The 16,821-nt window shown below is 43.6% G+C and carries 15 protein-coding genes and 1 pseudogene; 13 read left to right on the top strand and 3 right to left on the bottom strand.

Annotation, left to right across the window (positions count from 1 at the left end):
* The 6 genes from ubiJ to hemB all read left to right on the top strand — a co-directional run bounded on the left by ubiJ (position 1) and on the right by hemB (position 5,093).
* A complete protein-coding gene (gene ubiJ / locus H8A87_RS14105; RefSeq protein WP_198690584.1) occupies positions 1-684 on the top strand; it encodes a ubiquinone biosynthesis protein UbiJ in 684 nt (227 codons plus the stop codon).
* Positions 671-2,311, top strand: coding sequence for a ubiquinone biosynthesis regulatory protein kinase UbiB (ubiB, locus tag H8A87_RS14100; RefSeq protein WP_198690583.1), 1,641 nt, complete (start codon positions 671-673; stop codon positions 2,309-2,311). The genes ubiJ and ubiB overlap by 14 nt, the downstream gene beginning before the upstream one ends.
* Positions 2,312-2,450: 139 nt before the next feature.
* Positions 2,451-2,711: a Sec-independent protein translocase subunit TatA gene (tatA, locus tag H8A87_RS14095; protein WP_198690582.1), complete on the top strand. Its 261-nt coding sequence runs from the start codon at positions 2,451-2,453 to the stop codon at positions 2,709-2,711.
* 3 nt (positions 2,712-2,714) lie between these two features.
* Complete coding sequence (tatB, locus tag H8A87_RS14090; RefSeq protein ID WP_198690581.1) at positions 2,715-3,167, top strand: Sec-independent protein translocase protein TatB; 453 nt, start codon at positions 2,715-2,717, stop codon at positions 3,165-3,167.
* Positions 3,168-3,170: 3 nt separating this feature from the next.
* On the top strand, positions 3,171-3,959 hold the full coding sequence (gene tatC / locus H8A87_RS14085; RefSeq protein ID WP_198690580.1) for a Sec-independent protein translocase subunit TatC: 789 nt from the start codon (positions 3,171-3,173) through the stop codon (positions 3,957-3,959).
* A gap of 117 nt (positions 3,960-4,076) precedes the next feature.
* Complete coding sequence (gene hemB, locus H8A87_RS14080; RefSeq protein WP_198690579.1) at positions 4,077-5,093, top strand: porphobilinogen synthase; 1,017 nt, start codon at positions 4,077-4,079, stop codon at positions 5,091-5,093.
* Positions 5,094-5,184: 91 nt separating this feature from the next.
* On the opposite strand, the gene rfaH is transcribed toward hemB, so the two are convergent.
* Positions 5,185-5,673 (bottom strand): transcription/translation regulatory transformer protein RfaH, encoded by a 489-nt coding sequence (rfaH, locus tag H8A87_RS14075; RefSeq protein ID WP_198690578.1) that lies wholly within the window; start codon positions 5,671-5,673, stop codon positions 5,185-5,187.
* 213 nt (positions 5,674-5,886) lie between these two features.
* Here rfaH and pepE point away from each other — a divergent pair.
* The 3 genes and pseudogenes from pepE to fre all read left to right on the top strand — a co-directional run bounded on the left by pepE (position 5,887) and on the right by fre (position 8,881).
* Positions 5,887-6,571: pseudogene (gene pepE, locus H8A87_RS14070) on the top strand (dipeptidase PepE).
* 125 nt (positions 6,572-6,696) lie between these two features.
* Complete coding sequence (gene ubiD, locus H8A87_RS14065; RefSeq protein WP_198690577.1) at positions 6,697-8,169, top strand: 4-hydroxy-3-polyprenylbenzoate decarboxylase; 1,473 nt, start codon at positions 6,697-6,699, stop codon at positions 8,167-8,169.
* A gap of 10 nt (positions 8,170-8,179) precedes the next feature.
* A complete protein-coding gene (fre, locus tag H8A87_RS14060) occupies positions 8,180-8,881 on the top strand; it encodes an NAD(P)H-flavin reductase (RefSeq protein ID WP_198690576.1) in 702 nt (233 codons plus the stop codon).
* A gap of 167 nt (positions 8,882-9,048) precedes the next feature.
* Here fre and fadA read toward each other — a convergent pair whose 3' ends face one another.
* Positions 9,049-10,212 carry an acetyl-CoA C-acyltransferase FadA gene (gene fadA, locus H8A87_RS14055; RefSeq protein WP_198690575.1) on the bottom strand — a complete coding sequence of 388 codons (1,164 nt, stop codon included), beginning with the start codon at positions 10,210-10,212 and terminating at the stop codon, positions 9,049-9,051.
* Positions 10,213-10,223: 11 nt separating this feature from the next.
* Positions 10,224-12,410 (bottom strand): fatty acid oxidation complex subunit alpha FadB, encoded by a 2,187-nt coding sequence (gene fadB, locus H8A87_RS14050; RefSeq protein WP_198690574.1) that lies wholly within the window; start codon positions 12,408-12,410, stop codon positions 10,224-10,226.
* A gap of 273 nt (positions 12,411-12,683) precedes the next feature.
* On the opposite strand from fadB, the gene pepQ reads away from it, so the two are divergent.
* Genes pepQ through hemG form a run of 4 tightly spaced genes read left to right on the top strand, consistent with a single transcriptional unit; the run spans position 12,684 to position 16,717 of the window.
* Positions 12,684-14,018: a Xaa-Pro dipeptidase gene (gene pepQ / locus H8A87_RS14045; protein WP_198690573.1), complete on the top strand. Its 1,335-nt coding sequence runs from the start codon at positions 12,684-12,686 to the stop codon at positions 14,016-14,018.
* Positions 14,018-14,629, top strand: coding sequence for an IMPACT family protein (locus H8A87_RS14040; RefSeq protein ID WP_198690572.1), 612 nt, complete (start codon positions 14,018-14,020; stop codon positions 14,627-14,629). Before pepQ ends, H8A87_RS14040 begins: the two co-directional genes overlap by 1 nt.
* Before the next feature lie 37 nt (positions 14,630-14,666).
* Positions 14,667-16,118: a Trk system potassium transporter TrkH gene (gene trkH / locus H8A87_RS14035; protein ID WP_198690571.1), complete on the top strand. Its 1,452-nt coding sequence runs from the start codon at positions 14,667-14,669 to the stop codon at positions 16,116-16,118.
* 50 nt (positions 16,119-16,168) lie between these two features.
* A complete protein-coding gene (gene hemG, locus H8A87_RS14030) occupies positions 16,169-16,717 on the top strand; it encodes a menaquinone-dependent protoporphyrinogen IX dehydrogenase (protein WP_198690570.1) in 549 nt (182 codons plus the stop codon).
* Positions 16,718-16,821 lie beyond the last annotated feature (104 nt).

Raw genomic sequence — 16,821 nt, 5'->3', positions numbered from 1 at the left:
ATGGAAACACCCTCATCAAGTCATAGCGAAAATTCTGCGGTATCAAATTCTACGATATCGAATGACAAGGTATTATTTCCGGTTCTGGTGGCCTTTCTGGAAACGACCTTGAATCATCTGTTATACCGTGAAACCGTATTAAAGCCTGCCCGTCTGAGACTGGCGGGCAAAACACTGTCCATCGAATTAAAAGAAATCGAAACGCCACTAGTATTGATATTCAGTGAGAAACAAGTGGATGTTTTGAGCCAATGGCTAGAACCTGCGGATTGCTCAATGAAAACGACGCTCCCCGCATTATTCAAACTACGGGATCGTCAGTGTCTTTCGGCGCTGATTAACAGCGGTGAAATTGTCATTGAAGGGGATATGCAGGTTATTCAGCAATGGTCAGCTTTGCTGGATATGTCTGAGTGGGATCCTGCCCATTACCTTTCCCCTTATGTCGGCGATATTGTTGCAGAAGGTATCAGCCGGATAATGAAGAAATGCCTTAAGCTTGCCAGTAATACCATTGCAAGGAAGAAAACTTACTTCATTGAATCATTGACAGAAGAATGGAAAATGGCCCCAAGCGCGCTGGAAGTGGCGTATTTCAGTGAAGAAGTTAATGCTGTTGCTAATAAGATAACTCAAATCGAAAAACGATTGGCAGCGCTGGAGGGAAAACATGACACCCAGTGAAATCAAACGACTTTACTTTATCATCCGAGTATTTTTTTCCTATGGGCTGGATGAACTTATTCCTAATATTCGTCTGACATGGCCGTTGCGTTTCGGGCGTTACTTCCTGTTTTGGATACCTAATCGGCATAAGGATAAACCCCTCGGTGAGCGTTTACGTTTGGCGTTGCAAGAACTCGGCCCTGTGTGGATCAAGTTTGGTCAGATGCTCTCTACCCGTCGCGATTTGTTCCCTACGGCGATCTCTGATCAGCTTTCAATGCTGCAAGATAGGGTTATTTCCTTTGATGGCGCTGTGGCACGAAAGTCAATTGAAACTGCACTAGAGGGGCCCTTGGAAACGTGGTTTGAGGATTTTGATCCGAAGCCATTGGCGTCAGCGTCTATCGCTCAGGTGCATACTGCTCGGTTGAAGGAAAATGGTAAAAAAGTTGTTCTGAAGGTAATTCGTCCGGATATCCTGCCTGTCATCAAAGCCGATATACGATTGATGTATCGTTTGGCGAATTTGGTGCCTTTGTTGCCGGATGGCCGTCGTCTTCGTCCGCGTGAAGTCGTGTGCGAATACGAGAAAACTTTGCTTGATGAGCTGAATTTGTTACGTGAAGCTGCAAATGCGATTCAATTGCGTCGAAATTTTGAAGATAGTCCGATGCTTTACGTGCCAGAAGTTTATCCCGATTATTGTCGGGAGAGTGTATTGGTTATGGAACGCATTTATGGCATACCTGTGTCTGATGTTACGGCTTTGAACGCACAGAACACCAATATGAAATTGTTGGCAGAGCGTGGTGTTCAGGTGTTTTTCACACAAGTATTTCGCGATAGTTTTTTTCATGCGGATATGCATCCCGGTAATATTTTTGTTAGTTATGAAAAACCGGAAGACCCTACTTATATCGGCATCGATTACGGTATTGTCGGTTCCTTGAATAAAGAAGATAAACGCTATCTGGCTGAAAACTTCATTGCCTTCTTTAATCGTGATTACCGCCGAGTGGCTGAACTGCATGTTGATTCTGGTTGGATTCCTGCCGATACCAATGTGGAAGATTTCGAATTTGCCATCCGCACTGTCTGTGAGCCGATTTTTGAAAAACCACTGGCTGAAATCTCATTTGGGCATGTTCTGTTAAATCTCTTCAATACTGCCCGTCGTTTTAATATGGCTGTTCAGCCCCAGTTGGTTCTGCTACAAAAAACGTTACTGTATGTTGAAGGTTTGGGGCGTCAACTTTATCCTCAGCTTGATCTATGGAAAACAGCAAAACCTTTTCTGGAAAATTGGGTGCATGATCAGGTTGGGATACCCGCTATTGTGCGTGCTTTTAAAGAGAAAGCCCCCTATTGGGCGGAAAAACTACCGGAACTTCCTGAACTGGTATATGGCACACTCCAACAGCACAGACGCTTGCAAATCAGCATTGATCAGATATCGCAACAATTCAAAGACCAGCAGCTCAGGCAGCGCAAGTCTCTCTATTTATTGGGGATCGGCGCAGCACTATTTATCTGTGGTAGCCTGTTTTTCATCACAGGCCAGAAACATGTGTCATGGGGGCTGATGGGAGCCGGAATTACATCGTGGGTATTAGGTTGGCGTAACTTGAGCAAACGTCAGCGATGATTAAAAGTAAGTAAGGTTAAAAGTAAGTAAAGATTACTTTGCTGCGGCGTTTGGTATGATTGCGGTATTTTCGAACATAAAGTTCGTAGTTTATAATGGAATCATTAATGATATTCCCTATGAATAGAGGTAGGTCAGTATGGGTGGTATAAGTATTTGGCAATTACTCATTATTGCTGTCATTGTCGTATTGTTGTTCGGTACTAATAAGCTTCGTACCTTGGGTTCGGACTTGGGAGCGTCGATTAAAGGCTTCAAAAAGGCAATAAGTGATGATGAGAAATCAGATCAGGCTGAAAAACATAGCCATGATGCTGATTTCGAGACTAAAAATCTCGCTGAAAAGTCTACGGCTGCACAATCTGAAAAATCAGAGAGCAAAAATAAAGAGCAGGTATAAACCGTGTTTGACATTGGTTTTAGTGAACTGCTGCTGGTGATGGTTATTGGTTTGATTGTTCTGGGGCCTGAGCGTTTGCCTATTGCAGTCAAAACAGTGGCTGGATGGCTTCGGGTATTACGCTCGATGGCGGCTAATGTCCAGAATGAACTTGCTCAAGAACTGAAATTGCAAGAACTTCAGGATAGCCTGAAAAAAATGGAAGAAAAAGCCGATATGCAATCGCTGTCTCCAGAATTGAAGGCATCAATGGAAGAGTTAAGGGAAGCGGCTGAATCATTGAAAAATGTGTATCAGCTTAAGCCTGATGAAATTGGGGAATTAGAGGAAGATGAAACACACTATCACTCTTCTGTGCCCCAGTCTGCTTCTGAACAATCAACCCCAGAACAATTGACCGCAAAACCAGAGCAGCAGAAAAAGAAATCCCCTGAAAAAGCAAATGGCGAACACTAAAACATGCCTGTGGATGATACCCAACCCCTTATCAGTCATCTGATTGAGCTGCGTAAGCGAATTTTAAATAGCTTGATTACTGTGCTGGTAGTTTTCTTGGCATTGGTTTATTTTTCCAATGATATTTATCGGATTATTGCTGCGCCTTTAATGGAACAATTACCTAAAGGCGCAAATATGATTGCGACGGATGTCGCATCGCCTTTCTTTACACCGATAAAACTGACCATCATGGTGTCTATCTTTGTTTCGGCACCGATGATCCTCTATCAAGTTTGGGCATTTATTGCTCCGGCGCTATATCAGCACGAACGCCGTTTAGTCATGCCTCTACTATTTTCCAGCAGTTTATTGTTTTATCTGGGAATGGCATTCGCGTATTTTGTGGTTTTTCCCATTGTATTTGGTTTCTTTATTAAGACGGTGCCAGCAGGAGTCTTGATCTCGACAGATATCAGTAATTACCTGAGCTTTGTCATGGCGTTATTTATGGCCTTTGGCGTTTCATTTGAAATACCGATTGCCATTATTCTGTTGTGTTGGGGTGGGATAGTGACGCCGGAATCACTGAAAAGAAAACGTCCTTATATTTTGGTAGGGGCGTTCGTGGTTGGTATGTTGTTAACGCCGCCCGATGTTTTCTCGCAAACTTTGCTGGCGGTTCCCATGTATTTGTTATTTGAACTGGGGATTTTGCTTTCTCAGTTCTATGTTGGCAAATCGGGTAAACGTAAATCAATCAATTCAGAAAATGAATCAGACCGTGATGCAGGTGATAATCTTAAAAAATAACTTGATTCCGGTCATCTATGATTATCGCTAACTGATTGATGATGTTAACATCATTAGCTCGAAGCGATGGCTATTAACCCAGCGCCTTGTCGCTGGGTTTTACATTAGGAGAGCAGTATGAGCTATGTATTTCCGGGAACATTTCCCGGTCGTCGTATGCGCCGTGTGCGCCGCCATGATTTTTCCCGCCGCTTGGTTTCTGAGAATCAACTTACTGTCAATGATCTGATCTATCCCGTATTTGTTATGGAAGGCACTAATCAGCGTCAGGAAGTGTCTTCAATGCCAGGAGTGTATCGTCTGACAATCGATCTTTTGCTGAAAGAAGCTGAAGAGATTGCCCGACTGGGTATTCCTGTTTTGTCCTTGTTTCCGGTCATTGAAGCGGACAAAAAATCATTGGATGCGAAAGAAGCCTATAATCCAAACGGTTTGATCCAGCGTTCCATACGTGCTCTGAAAGATGCTGTGCCTGAATTGGGCCTTCTGACGGATGTGGCACTCGATCCATTCACCACTCATGGGCAGGATGGTGTCATTGATCAGGATGGTTATGTTATTAATGACATTACCAAAGATATTCTGATCAAGCAGGCGTTATCCCACGCTGAAGCAGGGGCTGAAATTGTTGCGCCAAGCGATATGATGGACGGTCGCATCGGTGCTATTCGTGATCAGCTTGAGGTGGGTGGACATGTTAATACCCAGATCATGGCTTATTCTGCCAAATATGCCTCTTGTTACTATGGACCATTCAGGGATGCAATCGGCTCCAGTGGTAACTTGAAAGGGGGTAATAAGATGACTTATCAAATGGACCCAGCAAACAGTGATGAAGCGTTGCAGGAAATTGCGCAAGATTTGCAGGAAGGTGCAGATAGCGTCATGGTGAAACCCGGTATGCCGTATTTGGATGTGATCCGGCGGGTGAAAGATACTTTTGGTGTGCCAACATTTGCTTATCAGGTTTCTGGTGAATATGCGATGCATATGGCAGCCATTCAAAATGGCTGGTTGAAAGAACAGCCAGCCATTATGGAATCACTGTTGTGTTTCAAACGGGCGGGAGCGGATGGCGTCCTGACTTATTTTGCCAAGCGTGTAGCGCAGTGGCTGCATGAACAAAAGTACTAGTTAAAACATACTGATTATCCGGTATGAAGACAGCTCTATAGTGAAATAGAAAATAAATAACAGAAAACGGGCAATTCTGCCCGTTTTCTGATTAAACTTTGATGAATTGCTTATTATCTAATATCTTAGATACTTCTTTATTGAGAATATTCAACAGGAGAATGGAACGGGTTTCTCCATCCGGTTCGTTATAAATTGCTTGAATACCTTCGAAAATTCCCTCAGTGATCAGTACAGTATCACCAGTCACTGGAGTTTCTGGTGCGACATATTCCTGTTCAGTGACGGACATCAACTCATCAATTAATGTCTGTGGGACAATGGCTGGATAAGTACTGAACCGAATAAAATTATTTACACCACGTGTTGAATTAACGGTAGTGGTATGAATGACCTCAGGATCAAAGCGTACAAAAAGATAGTTGGGAAACAATGGTTCAGTCACGATGGTTCGCTTACCCCGAATGATTTTTTCAATTTTGGCTGTAGGTGTCAGGCAAATAACATCTTGTCTCTCTAAGTTTTCTATCGCCCGAGAGATTTGTCCACGTTTACAGTAAAGAAGGTACCAGTTTCCCATAATATTCCGACTCCATTGCTTAGAATGTCTAGCATAACAAAACCAGTGCTAAGGGGTCATCAATAAAGCTAAAAGTTATTTAAGATGTAAACCATGTTTTTTATGTTCTGTAGTGTTTATTTCCAGTAAAAATCTATGTATTACGTTATGGTGGAAAGTTTGCCACTAATTATGAATGATATGATGATTTAATTTTCATAGAGGAAACGGAAGATAGAAGTATTTTTGCTGAGTAACGGTAAACTCCCCGATAATAATCAATGGCTAAGTTACGCAAAAGATCGTCTGGCAGTCATGTTCTCAGAACGTAATATCCGATCTGTGGTATTTATTGCTTATGCTGTTATTCGTTCTTTCCATAGAGAACGGGCGAAAGAACTTGAAGCATCATTGGGTATCAAGGTGGCTTGTATTGAAGATTTTGCTTTTCCCATTCAAGCGATTGAAAATGCCGAATGTATACTGGTCAGTGGTGGCAATACATGGTTGCTGAATCAGCAATTACATGAACAGGGTTTGATTACACCTATCCAGCGGGCTGTAATGTGGCTACACCTAGTATTAGAACGACCAACGATATGCCAGTATGCAATGCCATTGTGATGCCTTCCCCAGGATTATTCCCCGTCCAAATTAATCCGCATTATATTGATGGCTATATCAGTGGGTATATGGGAGAAACCCGTGATGAGAGAATTGCAGAATTTTGTGCCATTAATCCAGAGGAAATTGTGATTGGATTACGTGAAGGCAGCGGTTTGCACATTAAAGGGGAAGAATTGTATTATTCTAGCAGTAGAAATGAAGGGCTTAAAATTTTCCAGCATAGTAAAACATTTTCCCTGAACAATTTGATACACAGGCATTAGGGGCTTGGGTTCCATTTCGTTGTATCTAAAGTATTTAACCCACAAGATCACACTAAATTCATTGCTTTTTAGTAAGTTATGAGTTTACCTTGTAACCCTCATGGGAGGGCTTATAATGTTCTTCCCCCCTTAAAAATCGGCACAAATGAACAATATGAAATACCGCGATCTAAGAGACTTTCTTTCCTTGCTGGAACAATCAGGTGAATTAAAACGAATTCGTATGGAAGTGGATCCTTATCTGGAAATGACTGAAATCGCAGATCGTACTCTTCGTGCCGGTGGCCCTGCCTTATTATTTGAAAATCCTAAAGGATATTCGATGCCAGTGTTGTGCAATTTGTTTGGGACACCTAAGCGGGTTGCTATGGGAATGGGGCAGGAGGATGTTAAGGCATTGCATGATGTTGGTAAGTTATTGGCCTTTCTAAAAGAACCAGAGCCGCCAAAAGGGTTTCGTGATCTGGTAGGTAAACTACCTAAATTCAAACAGGTTCTGAACATGCCAACTAAACGCCTTAGTTCTGCGCCCTGTCAGGAGCAGATTTTGGCAGGGGATGAAGTGGATCTCACTCGTATTCCGGTTATGCATTGTTGGCCAGAAGATGCTGCGCCGTTGATCACATGGGGACTGACGGTAACTAAGGGGCCAAATAAAGAACGCCAAAATCTGGGCATCTACCGTCAACAGGTATTGGGTAAAAACAAACTTATTATGCGTTGGTTATCCCACCGTGGTGGTGCGCTCGATTTTCAGGAGTGGTGTCAGGCACATCCGGGAGAGCATTTTCCTGTGTCCGTTGCATTGGGGGCTGATCCTGCCACGATATTAGGAGCGGTTACTCCAATTCCTGATACTTTATCTGAATATGCTTTTGCTGGATTGTTGCGTGGACATAAAACCGAAGTTGTTAAATGTGTCTCCAATGATCTGGAAGTGCCTGCAAGTGCTGAGATTATTCTTGAAGGCTACATTGAACCCGGCGAAATGGCACCAGAAGGGCCATATGGTGATCATACTGGCTATTACAATGAAGTAGATATGTTCCCAGTATTTACGGTAACCCATATAACTCAGCGTAGTGACGCCATCTATCATTCCACTTACACTGGGCGCCCGCCGGATGAACCTGCGGTGCTGGGTGTTGCGTTGAATGAAGTTCTGGTGCCGATATTGCAAAAACAATTTCCTGAAATTGTAGATTTTTATCTGCCGCCAGAAGGTTGCTCTTATCGGCTTGCTGTCGTTACGATGAAAAAACAATATGCAGGCCATGCCAAGCGAGTCATGATGGGCGTCTGGTCATATCTACGGCAATTTATGTACACAAAATTTGTTATCGTTTGTGACGATGATATCAATGCTCGAGATTGGAATGATGTCATTTGGGCGATAACAACGCGAATGGACCCGCAGAGAGATACTGTCTTAATGGAAAATACACCAATCGACTATCTCGATTTCGCATCTCCTATTTCTGGGTTAGGATCGAAAATGGGATTAGATGCAACGAATAAATGGCCAGGAGAGACACAAAGGGAGTGGGGGCGTCCGATAGTGATGAGTGATGAGATTCGGATCCGTGTCGATGAAATTTGGGATCAATTAGATATTTTGAAGCGATAAGAGGGAACGCATGACAACACTAAGCTGTAAAGTAACATCGGTTGACTCCATTACAGATACAGTTTATCGGGTTCGTTTATTACCTGATTCGCCTTTTTCTTTCCGTGCAGGGCAATATTTGATGGTGGTTATGGATGAAAGAGATAAGCGTCCTTTCTCTATGGCATCATCCCCATCAGAAAAACAGACGATTGAGCTGCATATTGGGGCTTCTGAACTAAATCTCTATGCAATGGCGGTGATGGACAGAATACTGGATCAGAAAGTCATCGATATTGATATTCCACATGGTCAAGCATGGTTTCGTGAAGACAGTGAAAACCCTATGTTATTGATTGCTGGTGGAACGGGCTTCTCCTATACCCGCTCTATCTTACTGGCTGCATTGGAAAAAAATCCTAACCGTGAAATCTCAATCTATTGGGGAGGGCGCGAGCTGCAACACCTTTATGATTTGAAAGCATTACAGACATTGAGTGAGTGCTATCCCAATTTGACTGTTGTTCCTGTCGTTGAGCAGGTTGATGAACACTGGCGAGGGAGAACGGGTACAGTTCTCAGCGCAGTTTTGGAAGATTTCGGTAGTTTGACAAGCCATGATATCTATATCGCTGGTCGCTTTGAAATGGTCAAAATTGCCCGTGAGCGGTTTTGCAGTGAACGTGATGCATCTATTGATCGCATGTATAGTGATGCGTTTGAGTTTATCTGATCTGCTGTCCGGTAAGAAATAAAACGATAAAAATAAAAAAACCCGCCCCTGACAGGCGGGAAACTACGGCAACAACTTATTAGAGTGATGCAATAGATAAGACAGACAAGGGGAAAAATGCTAACAAATCTCAATCATCAGATACTCTCTATAGCTAAACTTGAGTACTACACTCTCTCAATAATCGTGGCAATGCCTTGACCTAACCCAATGCACATGGTTGCCAGTCCGAACTGTACATCCTTGCGTTCCATCAGATTAAGTAGGGTGGTTGTGATGCGAGTGCCAGAACAACCTAGTGGGTGTCCGAGAGCAATTGCACCGCCGTTCAGGTTGATTCTGTCATCCATGCTATCCAACAGATTCAGACTTTTCATACAAGCCAAGGATTGGGCAGCAAATGCTTCGTTCAATTCCATTAGGCCAATATCAGAAAGATTTAAGCCAGCTTTTCTCAATGCCATTTGAGTTGCTGGCACAGGGCCATAACCCATGATGGAAGGATCGCAGCCGACAACCGCCATTGAACGGATACGAGCACGAGGCCTCAATCCTAATTCTTTGGCTTTACTTTCACTCATGATCAGCATTGCAGATGCGCCATCGGAAAGAGCTGAGGAGTTACCCGCAGTAACACTTCCGGTGACAGGATCAAAGACAGGACGCAGAGCAGCCAAATCTTTCAAATTAGTACCAAGGCGGATAACTTCATCAAAATCGACGAGCTTCATATTTCCGTCAGCATCATGCCCATATATAGGGGCTATTTCGTTGGCGAAAGCCTTGGACTCCGTTGCTTGTGCTGCACGTTGATGAGAACGCAGGGCAAATTCATCTTGCATTTCGCGACTGATACTGTGCATTTTAGCCAGCATCTCTGCCGTTAAGCCCATAACACCTGCTGCTTTTGCAACGTTGCGGCTTAATTTGGAATGAAAATCGACACCGTGTGTCATGGGAACATGCCCCATATGTTCAACACCACCGACCATCGCAATATGGGCATCGCCAGCCATGATCATGCGGGCGCCGTCATGCAGTGACTGCATTGAAGAACCACATAGGCGGTTAACGGTTACAGCGGGAACTGAATGGGGAATACCTGCCAATAATGCGGCATTACGTGCAATGTTGAACCCTTGTTCCAGTGTTTGTTGCACACATCCCCAAGAGATATCGTCGATATGCTCTGGCTGAACGGTCGGGTTGCGCTTGAGTATTGATTTCATCAGATGTGCGGAGAGATCTTCGGCACGGACCTGACGGAATACACCACCTTTTGAGCGCCCCATTGGGGTACGGATACCATCAATAATAACTACGTTTTCCATGTTTTCAGACCTCACGCTTTTTCGCCTGGATTAACAGCAAGTTCTGCTGGGGCAGGGTAGTAACTTTCATTACTTTCGGATTTCGCCTTCAGGCCAGCGGGTACGTGATAGAGTGCGCCCAAGTGGGCATAACTTTCGGCCATCTTCACGTAGGCTGCTGTTCCCATGGTATCCAGATAACGGAAAACACCACCGTGGAATGGAGGGAATCCCAAACCATAAACCAGTGCCATATCGGCTTCTGCCGGGCTAGCAATGACACCTTCTTCCAAACAGCGAACGACTTCGTTAATCATAGGGATCATGGTACGAGCAATGATCTCTTCGCCAGAGAAAGTCTGTTTCGGTTTACTGATGTCTGCCAGTAATTGATCGACAGCCTCATCTTGCGCTTTTTTCGGTTTGCCTTTTTTATCTTGGGTGTATTTATAGAAACCAACGCCATTTTTCTGACCATAACGCTGAGTTCCGAATAATACATCGATGGCGTCCCGATAATTGCGGCTCATGCGGTCTGGGAAACCTTGTGCCATGACAGTCTGTGCATGGTGGGCGGTATCAATACCAACAACATCAATGAGATAAGCAGGGCCCATTGGCCAGCCAAATTCTTTTTCCATGATTTTGTCGATTTGACGGAAATCACCACCATCGCGTAGCAACATGCCGAAACCAGCCAGATAAGGGAACAAGACGCGGTTTACGAAGAAGCCAGGGCAGTCGTTGACAACAATCGGAGTTTTGCCCATTTTGCTGGCATAAGCGACGACGGTCGAAATAGTTTTATCTGAAGTTTTTTCTCCACGAATAATTTCAACCAGTGGCATACGATGTACTGGATTGAAGAAATGCATACCACAGAAATTTTCTGGGCGTTTCAGCGACTTTGCCAAGTCAGAGATTGGAATTGTGGAGGTGTTAGACGCCAAAATACAGCCATCGCTGATATGTATTTCTGTTTCTGCCAGAACCGCCGCTTTAATCTTGGGATTTTCGACCACAGCTTCGACAACAATCTGAGATTGCTCAATACCTGCATAATTAAGCGTTGGTTGAATGGACGACAAAATTTTGGCCATATTCATGGCGTCCAGGCGTCCGCGTTCAAATTGCTTATTCAGCAACTTGGCTGCTTCATTGATTCCTAAATCCAGCGCTTTTTGGTTGATGTCTTTCATCAGGATAGGAATACCCTTGCGCGCTGATTGATAGGCAATGCCTCCACCCATGATCCCTGCACCCAGTACAGCCGCATGTTCAGGTGTTGTGACTGCTTGCAGGTGTTTTTTCGCCAGCCCTTTGACATATTGATCATTCAGGAAGATGCCGACTAGAGCACGAGCAACTGTGGTGTGCGCCAGGGTAACAAAACTGGAGGATTCCAATTTCAGGGCTTCGTCGCGACCCAGTGTAGCCGCTTTCTCAATGGTTTTTACCGCAGTGATTGGTGCTGGGTAATGGGGACCAGCAACTTTCATTACCATGCCTTTTGCGACGGTAAAGCTCATGGTACGTTCGATCTCATTGAGATTCAGTGGCATCAGTTTAGGCTGACGGGCGGCCTTCCAATCCAAATCGCCTCTAATGGCTTGTTCCAGAATCGAGACGGCAGAGTCAACTAGCTTTTCGGCAGGAACTACAGCATCAACCAGACCATTTTTCAGCGCTTCTTCATCCGCAATATCTTTTCCAGCGGAAATAATTTCGAGGGCGTTATCCGAACCAATTAAGCGTGGCAAGCGGACAGAACCACCAAAGCCCGGCATAATACCTAATTTAGTTTCTGGTAATCCGATGCGAAGATCGGGGGATGCAACACGAAAATCAGTTGAAAGTACCACTTCACAACCACCACCAAGAGCATAACCGTTGATGGCGGAGACAGTAGGAACAGGGAGGTCTTCAATGCGGTTAAGAATACTGTTAGCGAGATTCAGCAGTTCGTGAAGTTTTTCTGCTGGTGCATTGAATAATGATAAAAATTCTGTGATGTCAGCACCAACGATAAAGGCTTGTTTTTCAGAACGTAATAATAGCCCTTTCAGTTCCGCTTGTTGCTCAAGGGCGGTAACGGCTTTATCCAGTGAAGCAACCGTTTTTGTATCTAATTTATTAATTGCAGCTGGCGCATTGAAGATCAGTTCTGCAATGCCATCTTTCAGCCATTTTACTTGAATAGTTTCACTTAGGTAGAGCATGTCATTCTCCTCAATGAGTGCATACCATCTGGTATGACCAGATGCAGTTGATTGTGATTAGTGTGTTAATTTAATGCAAACTAATGATTAATTTTTTGTAGGACGGATCACAGGTAATATTTATGACAGAGAGCAATATCTTTTGTTAGCGTTTTGAAAAATATAAATATTGTCATTTAACTCCAGAAAGGCTGTTTTTCACGTGGTAGCTCCCCAAATAATGAATTGTGGTAATATTTAAGCTTCTGCTAGAAAAACAAAAGGCTAATTAAGATGGAAAAGTTGGCATCTCTGTATCACGAACATATTAAAACGTTACAAAAACGCGCCCGTGAAATATTGGCACGAACCCAGCTTGACGCCCTGCTTATTCACTCTGGTGAATTATTACGAGTTTTTCTTGATGACAGCCATTATCCTTTCAAGGGAAATGCACACTTTAAAGCGTGGGTTCCTGTAACCAAAGTACCGAATTGCTGGTTATGGATTGATGGTGTTAATAAACCGAAACTTTGGTTTTATTCGCCAGTGGATTACTGGCATAGCGTAGAGCCATTGCCCAATAGTTATTGGACTGACGAAGTAGACATGATTCATTTGGCAAAAGCTGATGATATCAGCGCGCAATTAAGTGGATTATCAAAACAGAATGCAGCTTATATTGGTGAGCAGACTGAGCGTGCTAAGTCTTTGGGAATCCTTGAACATAATATCAACCCAAAAGCAGTCTTGGATTATTTGAATTACCATCGCTCTTATAAAACAGATTACGAATTGGTTTGTATGCGTGAAGCTCAGAAAACTGCTGTTAATGGTCATCAGGCGGCTTATGACGCATTTTTATCTGGTGTGAGCGAATTTGAAATCAATATGTTCTATTTGATGGCAACGGGGCACCGTGATACCGATGTTCCTTATGATAATATTGTTGCTCTGAATGAAAATGCGGCAGTTTTGCATTACACCAAATTACGGCAGACCGTACCTTCTGAAATTCGCAGTTTCTTGATTGATGCCGGAGCAGAATATAATGGCTATGCTGCGGATATCACTAGAACCTATGCAGCAAAATCTAATAACGATTTCGCCTCATTGATCAAGGATCTGAATGAAGAACAGCAAGCGATTATTAGCACGATTAAAACGGGAGTTCGGTATACCGACTACCATATTAATATGCATCACCGCATAGCCAAGCTGCTGAGAAAACATTCCATTATTCATGGCATCAGTGAGGAGAGCATGGTTGAGAAAGGGTTAACAACGCCATTTTTCCCACATGGACTCGGTCATCCACTGGGTTTGCAGGTACATGATGCTGCGGGATTTATGCAAGATGATAGCGGAACCCATCTGGCCGCCCCGGAAATGCATCCTTATTTGCGTTGTACCCGTATCTTGGAGCCGAGAATGGTTTTAACCATTGAGCCAGGACTCTATTTCATTGAAACCTTATTGGCGCAGTGGCGCGAAAGTGAATACCGTCAGCATTTCGATTGGAAAAAAATCGACATGCTGAAACCGTATGGTGGTATTCGTCTTGAAGATAACATCGTTATTCACGATGGAAAAATTGAGAACATGACCAGAGATTTACAATTATCGTAATGAAGCCTTATTTGATCCCTGCGGCTTCAGTCAGTTTTACTGAAGAAATAAAAAAGAGTCGTTTCATTACCCTGCTGGAACACACCAGCGGGGTGGATGAGGCAAAATTATTTATCCAAAGCATCAAGAAACAATATCCTGATGCAAGGCATCATTGCTGGGCTTTTGTGGCAGGTGCGCCGGATGATTCCCAGCAGTTGGGTTTTTCCGATGATGGAGAACCGACCGGAACTGCCGGTAAGCCCATGATTGCTCAACTAATAGGAAGCGGTTTTGGTGAAATCACTGCCGTGTCTGTTCGCTATTTTGGCGGCATAAAACTTGGTACGGGCGGATTGGTAAAAGCCTATGGCAATGGCGTGCAGCAAGCGCTGAAATTATTGGAAACCGAATACAAAGTACCGCAAAAGCTGTACCAATTACAGTGTGAGTACTCGCATATCTCGATGGTGGAGCAATTACTACAGCAATTTTCTGGGCAAGTGATTGCCAGCGATTATGCTGAAAACGTCACATTGCAAGTTTCATTGCCAGCTACCCTTGCGGGGGAAATAGGTGATAAATTACGAGACCTAAGTCGTGGTGCTCTGTTTTTAACACCAAAATCATAATTATTTTGCTATATCGGATTTCTAAGGAACCAGCCGAATGCATTTTCGCGCTATAACCCGTATTGTTGGGCTACTTGTCATTCTTTTCTCTGTCACAATGATTATTCCGGGTTTGGTGGCATTGATTTATCGCGATGGTGCAGGTAGGGCATTCAGCCAGACATTTATTTTTGCTCTCGTTATTGGGTTAATGTTATGGCTACCCAATCGAGAACAAAAACATGAGCTCAAACCGAAAGAGGGCTTTTTGATCGTCGTTCTGTTTTGGACTGTGTTGGGTAGTGTCGGTGCGTTACCGTTTATTTTCTCTGAAAAACCCAATCTTTCAGTTACCGATGCCTTTTTTGAGTCATTCTCAGGCTTGACGACAACAGGAGCGACGACGCTTGTTGGTCTTGATTCTCTTCCCAAAGCCATTCTTTTCTACCGACAAATGTTGCAATGGCTGGGCGGAATGGGAATCATCGTTCTGGCTGTGGCGATCTTGCCCTTGCTTGGTGTTGGCGGAATGCAGCTTTATCGAGCTGAAATGCCGGGGCCATTGAAAGACAATAAAATGCGTCCTCGCATTGCAGAAACAGCAAAAACGCTCTGGTTGATTTATGTATTGTTGACCATTGCCTGCGCTATAGCACTGTGGGCTGCGGGTATGTCGGTATTTGATGCGATTTCCCATAGCTTTTCTACCATCGCCATTGGTGGGTTTTCCACTCATGATACGAGCATCGGTTTTTTCAATAGTCCGACCATTAACACCATCATAGCTATTTTCTTGCTGATATCAGGTTGTAATTTTGGTCTGCATTTTGCGGTCCTTTCTGGACGAAGCTTGAAAGTATATTGGCGCGATCCTGAATTTCGCATGTTCATTACCATTCAGTTGGCATTACTGGCGATTTGTATACTGATATTGTGGCGTTATTCCGTTTATGCGTCAGAACTGGAAGCGCTTAATCACGCTTTCTTTCAAGTCGTCTCCATGGCGACAACAGCGGGATTTACCACAGATAGTTTTGCCAAATGGCCTCTGTTCCTGCCTTTCTTGTTGTTATGCTCTGCATTTATTGGGGGATGCGCGGGCTCGACAGGGGGTGGTCTGAAAGTCATTCGCATTTTGTTGCTGTTTTTGCAAGGTTCCCGTGAATTAAAACGTCTGGTGCATCCGAATGCGGTATACACCATCAAATTAGGGCATCGTGCATTACCAGAACGAATCATTGAAGCAGTATGGGGATTCTTTTCTGCTTACGCGCTGGTTTTCATCATTAGTATGCTGTTATTGATTGCAACGGGTGTTGATGAGTTTTCCGCTTTTTCTGCCACTGCCGCAACCCTGAATAATTTGGGCCCTGGATTGGGAGCTGTTGCTGATAACTTTACGGCCATGAATCCGACAGCTAAATGGATATTGGTCGTAACTATGTTATTCGGACGTTTGGAAGTGTTCACATTATTAGTTCTTTTCACCCCGACTTTTTGGCGTGAATAATTATCTACAGCGTCTTTATATATAAGACGTTATTTAATAAGGGCGTATCTATGAGTTATTTGTTGCTTTATTCCACTCAGGATGGACAGACCAAAAAAATTATCATTTGTATCGCAGAAAATCTCCGTCGTGCGGGTATTGAGTGCGACTTAAGAGATCTCGCTACAGTAAAACAGATTAATTTGATGCCTTATCAAAAAGTGATGATAGGGGCATCGATACGTTATGGTCATTTCAATTCTGTATTGCATAAGTTTATCACTCGCCACCAACAACAATTGAACCAAATGCCAACGGCCTTCTTTGGTGTTAATTTAACAGCGAGAAAACCAGAAAAAAGAACCCCAGAGACGAATGCTTACGTACGTAAGTTCTTAATCAAAAGTCCGTGGCAACCGGATTTATGTGGCGTTTTTGCAGGAGCGTTACTTTATCCACGTTATCGCTGGTTAGATCGCATCATGATTCAACTCATTATGCGAATGACTGGGGGGGAGACAGATACTACAAAAGAAATCGAATATACAGATTGGGAACAGGTAGACTATTTTTCTGAGGCGTTTTTGCAAATGTCGTGTGATAAAGAGCCTCAAAAATAGCCTTTTTGCTGATTGTTACATCGTTTTGAGGAAAAAAAATACGAACAGAAAGAAAATCGAAAAAAACTATTGTCAGCGCCGTAAAACTCCCTATAATGCGCCAC

This window comes from Xenorhabdus lircayensis (genome assembly GCF_016306625.1).
Taxonomy (GTDB): Bacteria; Pseudomonadota; Gammaproteobacteria; order Enterobacterales; family Enterobacteriaceae; genus Xenorhabdus; species Xenorhabdus lircayensis.
This window is presented reverse-complemented; position numbering and strand designations above follow the sequence as displayed.